This is a genomic window from Streptococcus parasanguinis (genome assembly GCF_015556095.1).
Taxonomy (GTDB): domain Bacteria; phylum Bacillota; class Bacilli; order Lactobacillales; family Streptococcaceae; genus Streptococcus; species Streptococcus parasanguinis_Q.
Window position 1 is genome coordinate 42,773 of the sequence record NZ_JADNLT010000009.1, and the last position, 7,006, is coordinate 49,778.

Here is a 7,006-nt window from a genome sequence, read left to right on the forward strand (position 1 = left end):
GGAGAAACCACTACATAGAGGGGAATTTTACTATACTTTCGATTTAGGGTATACTAGTGTAAAGATCTTATTCCATGGAGGTAGTAAAATGAATCTTAAGTGGAAGAAAAAATACCTGGGGCCGATTCTGGGGCTGGTCGGAGCAGCTGTTCTGATCGGTGGAGTCTATCTCTACTCTAGCTCCAACATCCAACCAGACCATCAAAAGGAATTTAACCAGACCAGTAAGAAGGCCACTAAGCCAAAGGAAAAAGCTATTGACTTGAGTGGTGACTACGTCTCTAATGAACGGGATGAAGCCAAAATCGAGAAAAAAGGCAAGGCCTGGAAGATCGATTACCAAACGGCTGACGGCAAGGTATCTGCTGAATTTAGCACGAATTGGAAGGTCGAAGGATCTAACAAAATTTCAACAGGCAAGATGAAAAAATCCGATGGCAATACAGACTTTACAGTCACTGTTCGTGTCTTCAAATACAAGACAGATAAGAAGCCTTTGATCACGGTGACCATGTCTGACAAAAATCCCGACCACGAGATGGTCTTTGCCAATCGGGAGGATTTTTTCAAATCGACAGATCCAAATGATGTCGTCCTTGATGGCAATCTCTCACCGTTTGAAGGTGCTTATTCCAATGATACCTATGAAAAGGAAATCGCAGATTCCGGTTTTAAACTTTATGGCTATACTCCAGAAGAATACTACCAAAACAAGACCAATGCCTTTCCAAGTATTGTAAATGGGGAGACTGGCTGGACTTTCTGGAGTGGAGGCACTCGGGCAAGTTACTTGTTCAATAAAGAAAAAGAGCCCAAGAAGCGAAAAGGCTATTATGAAGTTTATTTCACAGGGGCAAATGCGACTGCGATCCAAGGGCAGGAGCAAACCTTGTACTTGATCCCAGCGGGTGTGACAGGTCCTGACGGAGTAGCTTCCCAAGAACGTCGGATTCTCTTTGGTGACGTGGCCTACCGTGATTACCATCTAGAGTGGTGGAAAGCTTACCCACAACCGAAAAAAGAGAAAGACTTGGATATTGCGGCTATTAACGGAGGAGACTTCTCAAGCTTAGCTGGAACCTGGCGCAATGGCAAGGGGGCTGAGATCGTCATCCAAGCAGATGGGAAAGTCAAGGGCCAAGGTAGCCTCAAGGCCGTTGCGGACTCAGATAAGAAGAGCAAGATCCCTTATGTTGAAATAAAGATGGGTGAGACCGGTGCGGCGATTGGACTGCTGAAAATTGGCTTCCAAAATCCAGATGGAGACCAGTCTGACACCAGCAAGCCACGTCTGGTGCTCACTCAATCTGCAGGTAACTACCCAGCTGATCAATATTTCTACCGTCAATAAAAAAGGAGATTAAACCATGGGCTATCACATCAACTATAAGTGGGCGAGTCTTGGAACAGGCGTTATTGCCAATGAATTGGCGCAAGCCCTTGAAGCGCTTGGTGGGAAACTCTATTCCGTTGCCAATCGTACCTATGACAAGGGGGTAGCCTTCGCTGAGAAATACGGGATCGAAAAGGTTTATAAAGAGATTGATGAAGTCTTTGAAGACCCTGAAGTGGATATCATCTATATCTCAACGCCTCACAATACTCATATCCAGTATCTTCGTAAGGCCCTCGCAGCTGGCAAGCACGTGCTCTGCGAAAAGTCCATCACCCTCAACAGTGAGGAATTGGCAGAAGCGATAAAGCTTGCTGAAGAAAACCATGTCAAACTAGCAGAAGCCATGACCATTTTCCATATGCCTATTTATCGGAAACTCTCTGAAATTGTAGCAAGTGGCAAGCTGGGACCCCTTAAGGTTATCCAGATGAACTTCGGTTCCTATAAGGAATACGACATGACCAACCGCTTTTTCAATCGCAATCTGGCAGGTGGAGCTCTACTGGACATCGGTGTCTATGCCCTGTCTTTCGTACGTTGGTTTATGACGTCACAGCCGACAGAGATGGTTTCACAGGTCAAGCTGGCACCGACTGGTGTCGATGAGCAAGCGGGGATCCTTCTTACGAATCGTGAAGGGGAAATGGCAACGGTGACGCTGAGTCTTCACGCCAAACAACCGAAACGTGGGACGATCGCTTATGACAAGGGCTATATCGAACTCTACGAATACCCGCGTGGGCAAAAAGCGGTCATCACCTATACGGAAGATGGATCACAAGAAGTGATCGAAGCAGGAGAAACCGCTAAAGCCCTCCAGTATGAAGTCCTTGATATGGAAGCAGCAGTCGCAGGAAGGGAAAATCATCTCTACCTAAACTACAGCCGTGATGTCATGGACCTCATGACTCAACTCCGCAAAGACTGGGGCTTGGTTTACCCAGAAGAAGAATAGGAGTCGGAAAAGAGACTGGGACAAAAGTCCTAGCCTCTCAATTATTTTTGGATTGTCGAGCAAGACGCAGTGGTTGAGTGGGCTCTACTACGCTTATTTCATCAGCTTTTACAGCCCTACTCAATTGTGCGGAGGTGGGACGATGAAATCGAATTCTAACGAATTACCGATTTCTGTCCCACTCTCTTTTTTTACTGCAAGGAAGGCTCGTGTGGTCTAGGAAACGGTTAGTCTCTAACATTAAAAGGAAAAAAATGTAAAAAAGGCTTGACAAAGCAAATGATTAGCAGTATTATTAACTAGTTAATTAACCGATTAATAAACTAGTTAACGAAAATGAAAAAGAGGTGAAGGATGAATAGGAGAAGAATGAAGGTTCTGGGACTCTTGTTTCTCGGTTTCTTTCTGCTGACAGCTTGTGGAAGTCAAGGAAATGCAGGCAAGCCCCCTTCTAAAAAAGGTCTTAAAATTGTCACGAGTTTTTATCCTATCTATGCCCTGGTCAAGGAAATCTCTGGCGATCAAAATGACATCTGGATGGTTCAGTCAGGTGCAGGGATCCATGATTATAAACCCTCAACCAAGGAAGTAGCCCAGATCTATGATGCGGATGTATTTGTCTATCATTCTCAGACCCTGGAATCTTGGGCCGGTCGCTTAGATCCTAATCTTCAAGGTTCCAAGTTGCGAGTGATCGAAGGTAGCCAAGGAATGACCCTTGATAAGGTGGCTGGATTAGAGGATGTCGAGGCTGGTCAGGGAAAAGAAGCCAAGCACTTGTATGATCCGCATACTTGGTTGGATCCTGTAAAAATCGCAGAGGAAGGAAAGATCATCGCCCAACGTTTGGGAGAGATCGATCCAAAGAACAAGGAACTCTATCAGGTCAATGCTCAAAAGCTTGAAAAGCGCTGTGAGGAACTAGTAGCTCACTACCAGCCTCTCTTTGACAAGGCCAAGCAAAAGACTTTTGTGACCCAGCATACGGCCTTTTCTTATCTGGCCAAACGCTTTGGTCTCAAGCAGTTAGGGATTGCAGGGATTTCCCCAGAGCAAGAACCGACCGCTCGGCAATTGGCCGAGATCCAGCAGTTTGTCAAAGACTACAAAGTGAAAACGATCTTTGTGGAAAAGCACACGTCGTCAAAGGTGGCAGATAGTATCGCTAAGGCAACAGGGGCGCGTGTCAAGGTCTTGGATCCACTGGAAGCCGATCCACAAAACGATAAGGATCTACTAGAAAATTTAGAAGAAAATATGGCGACTTTAGCCAAGGAATTAGAGGAGTAAATCAAGAATGAAGAAAAAGGGAACGATTGGATTGGTAGCGACCTTGGGGCTAGGACTCTGTGCCTATGCGCTCAGTCAGCAGCCACAAGTCAAGGAAGAGAAAAAGAATCAGATTCAGTATTTGCAAGCGGACAAGAAATCGTCATCGTCTGCCTCCAGCAAAAAGGAAGACAGCATCGAAGCGGTCAATGCCAAGGAAAAGACCCAGGCAGAGCAGATTGTCATCAAGATTACAGATGAAGGCTTTGTCACTTCTCATGGGGATCATTTTCATTACTACAGCGGGAAGGTCCCATTTGATGCCATCTTTAGTGAAGAGTTGATTTTGCGGGATCCAACTTATCAGTTGCAAGAAGCGGATATCGTGAGCAAGGTCAAGGATGGCTATATTATCAAACGCGCTGGGAAATACTATCTCTACTTAAAGGATGCCCAACATACGGTCAATGTGCGCTCGATCGAAGAGATCGCTCAGCAACAAAAAGGTGGCGCTAAAGAAGAAGGGGAAACAGGATCGGTACAGGCGAGCTCCTCGCACAAGGCAGGCAAGACCCGTGACTTCCGTCAACCTAGTCAAGCGTTGAAGGAAGGTAAGACCCTTGAGATGCTGACGGCTAAGAACCATACAGGTGGTGGCTACCGTACGGACGATGGTTATGTCTTTAGTCCTGGAGATGTCATTTCAGATACAGGGGACGGCTTTATTGTGCCCCATGGTGGTCATTTCCATTATATTCCAAAGAGTGCCCTATCTGCTGGCGAGTTAGCAGCAGCCCTCTCCGTCTTAGGTGGTCAAGCCGGTCATCAGGCTGGGAACTCACACCTAGCTGGAGCAAGCACAGAACAAGGGCATGGAACTTCAGATCAAGCCTCTCCAAGCCTTGGGAAGCAAGCAAGTAACCAGCCATCAGCCAGTCCAACCAATACACAGACAACCCCAACGACTTCTAAACCAGCTGCATCTAAACCGAGTCCAACCTTGACCAACTTGATCGAAGAATTGCAGAAAGCCCCGTTGTCTTCTCGTCATGTGGAGTCTGATGGTTCTGTCTTTGATCCAAGCAAGATTACCAAGTGGACCGATCAAGGGATTGTCTACCCTCATGGGGATCATTTCCACTTTATCCCTTACAGCTCCCTATCGCCTTTAGAGCGTGAGTTGGCGCGGCAATTCCAATTGCTTCGTGCTCAAGGAACTGGTAGTTCAACAGAAGGAAGTCCAAGCTTACCTTCAAATCCAAGCACAAGACCAGTTGAACATGAGCATGATCATGAGCATGGCGACAGTCACGAGCGCGAAGAGGAGCACGATCACGGCTTCCACGCAGACAAGGTCATCAGCAAGGACGAGGAAGGCTATATGGTCGCTCATGGCAACCATGCCCATTATTTCTATAAAAAGGACCTCTCTCCTCAAGAGATTGCAGCAGCGGAGGCAACTCTAGCTGGTAAGAAAGAAGAAGACAAGGGTCAGCCCCTGACAGATGACGTTGCGACCTATTCTCGTGATGCCTCAGATGAGGAAAAGATCCAGTACATCAGTAAGACCTACGGTGTCCCTCGCGAGGCCATTAAGATTTCCAATGGTTTCTTTGTCTTTAACAATCCAGACCAAGAATATGATCCGACCCACATCCATCCTTATGCCGTTCGGAAGGAACATGTCCGCATCCCACTTGAAACTGGCAATCCTGAACTAGACTTTATCAATGAACTCTATGCAACAGCGCTTCGTTCAGGGATTTCTCCTTATAGCCTCCAGATTGAAAATGGTCAGTTTGTTATCCCGCATGGCGATCACAACCACTACATCAAGGTACGTTCAGCAGGACTAGCAGACTACTTAGCCCACCGTCTTCCAACCATCCAATCTCCTTACAAAAAAGGAGACTTGGACAAGAAAGTCGTAGAGGACAAGGTCAACCAGCTCTTAGCAGAAAGCCGGACTCTCTATGCTTCTGATCCATTGCAACAAAGACGGATTGAGCTGATCTTGGGCCACTTCTTGGAAAATGTCAAGAGTTTCCCAAGTAATTCAACAGAGGGCTATCTAGCTAGTCTCAAACAGGTTGATGCGCAGTACATTCATGCGACCCAAGCGGTCAAACCAAAAGAAGAGACAGCCTTGGATCGTCGTTACCAAGAATTGTTGGAACAAGTGCGCTTGCTAGACACAGAAGCCTTCCAATTGAAGAAGGAAGAGTTGGTCTCTCAATTGCAGGAAGCCTATACTGCCAAGGACAGCAAGCGTATAGAGCAGGAAGGGAAGCTATTAGAAGCTGTTCAGGAGATGCAAGATCGGACGGGTGTGACATCTGTCGACTACCTCAAGTATTTCTACCAAAGCTTGAGCGATGCGCGCTTGACACCAGAACTCCGCACTAAGGCGGCAGATCTAGCCTTGAAGCTCTACCGAGCTCAAGCCTTTGAAGAAGCTTGGGATTCCAAGTCTCACTTTATGGAGCTCTACCAAACTAAGCAAGCTATTGACCAGCTCTTCTCCCAAGAAAAAGGCCAAACCTATCCTATTGAAAAAACAGTTTTGGATCAAAAAGGAAGTCAAAACCCATCCTACAACGTAGCGGTTTATGATTTCCTCAAAGGCTTGTATGGAGAGTTGGATAAGGCAACAGAAGCCCGTCAACAGAACAAGATTTTGACAGCCCTCTTAGAGCAAATCCAGTCGCTCTTGCCACAAGTCGAAGACCAAGGTAAACGAACGGCTTTTGAAACAGGCTTGGCTCAACTTGGAAAAGAATCTGATCCAGACAAGGCTATTCCAAGTGGGGAAGCACTTCTACGTGAAATCAGCGATACCATTGAAAAGCAAAAACAAAAGCAAACGGAAGAGCCTCAAATTGGGGATGTCGCTCTTTATCAACAGCTCTATAACCAGTTGATGGCCTTGCACCAACAATTGCAGGACAAGGGAGCTAGTGATGCGGTATTTGATCGCTTAGAAGCTCTCTTTGACCAATTGGCTAATCCAAAGAGTGATAAAGCAGCCTTACTACAGGCTATCCAAGCATTCCAGGCAGAGTTGGCAGCAACGCCATCTGCAAGCGAAGCGGGCAAAGCAGCTACCACAGCTGAAACGCCTGTCCCTACAGAAACTCCGGTGGAAAAAGAAGCAGCAGCTTTAGAAGGAAGCAAGCCTGCTACAACTGAGACAGAAACAGAGCCTGCAAGCGCAGCTGTAACAGAAGAAAGCACGCCAGATGCTTCATCTCCTCAGAACTAATAGAAAATAGAGAAGAGGCTGGAACAAAAGTCCTAGCCTCTCGATTATTTTTGGATTGTCGAGCAAGACGCAGTGGTTGAGTGGGCTCTACTACGCTGATTTCATCAGCTTTTACAGCCCTACT

Annotated in this window: 4 protein-coding genes; all 4 read left to right on the forward strand. The window is 46.6% G+C overall.

Going from position 1 to position 7,006, the window contains the following annotated elements; all coding sequences use genetic code 11:
• The first annotated feature begins 88 nt into the window (after window positions 1–88).
• The 4 genes from I2E70_RS08780 to I2E70_RS08795 all read left to right on the forward strand — a co-directional run bounded on the left by I2E70_RS08780 (window position 89) and on the right by I2E70_RS08795 (window position 6,882).
• On the forward strand, window positions 89–1,351 hold the full coding sequence (locus I2E70_RS08780; protein WP_195424462.1) for a DUF6287 domain-containing protein: 1,263 nt from the start codon (window positions 89–91) through the stop codon (window positions 1,349–1,351).
• Between the two features lie 16 nt (window positions 1,352–1,367).
• The gene (locus tag I2E70_RS08785) at window positions 1,368–2,351 is read left to right on the forward strand and encodes a Gfo/Idh/MocA family protein (RefSeq protein WP_023917493.1); all 984 of its coding nucleotides are present in this window, start codon (window positions 1,368–1,370) and stop codon (window positions 2,349–2,351) included.
• Between the two features lie 354 nt (window positions 2,352–2,705).
• Window positions 2,706–3,641, forward strand: coding sequence for a metal ABC transporter solute-binding protein, Zn/Mn family (locus I2E70_RS08790; RefSeq protein ID WP_195424463.1), 936 nt, complete (start codon window positions 2,706–2,708; stop codon window positions 3,639–3,641).
• Window positions 3,642–3,648: 7 nt separating this feature from the next.
• Entirely contained in the window at window positions 3,649–6,882 is a 3,234-nt protein-coding gene (locus tag I2E70_RS08795) for a pneumococcal-type histidine triad protein (RefSeq protein WP_195424465.1), read from the forward strand.
• Window positions 6,883–7,006: the final 124 nt, after the last annotated feature.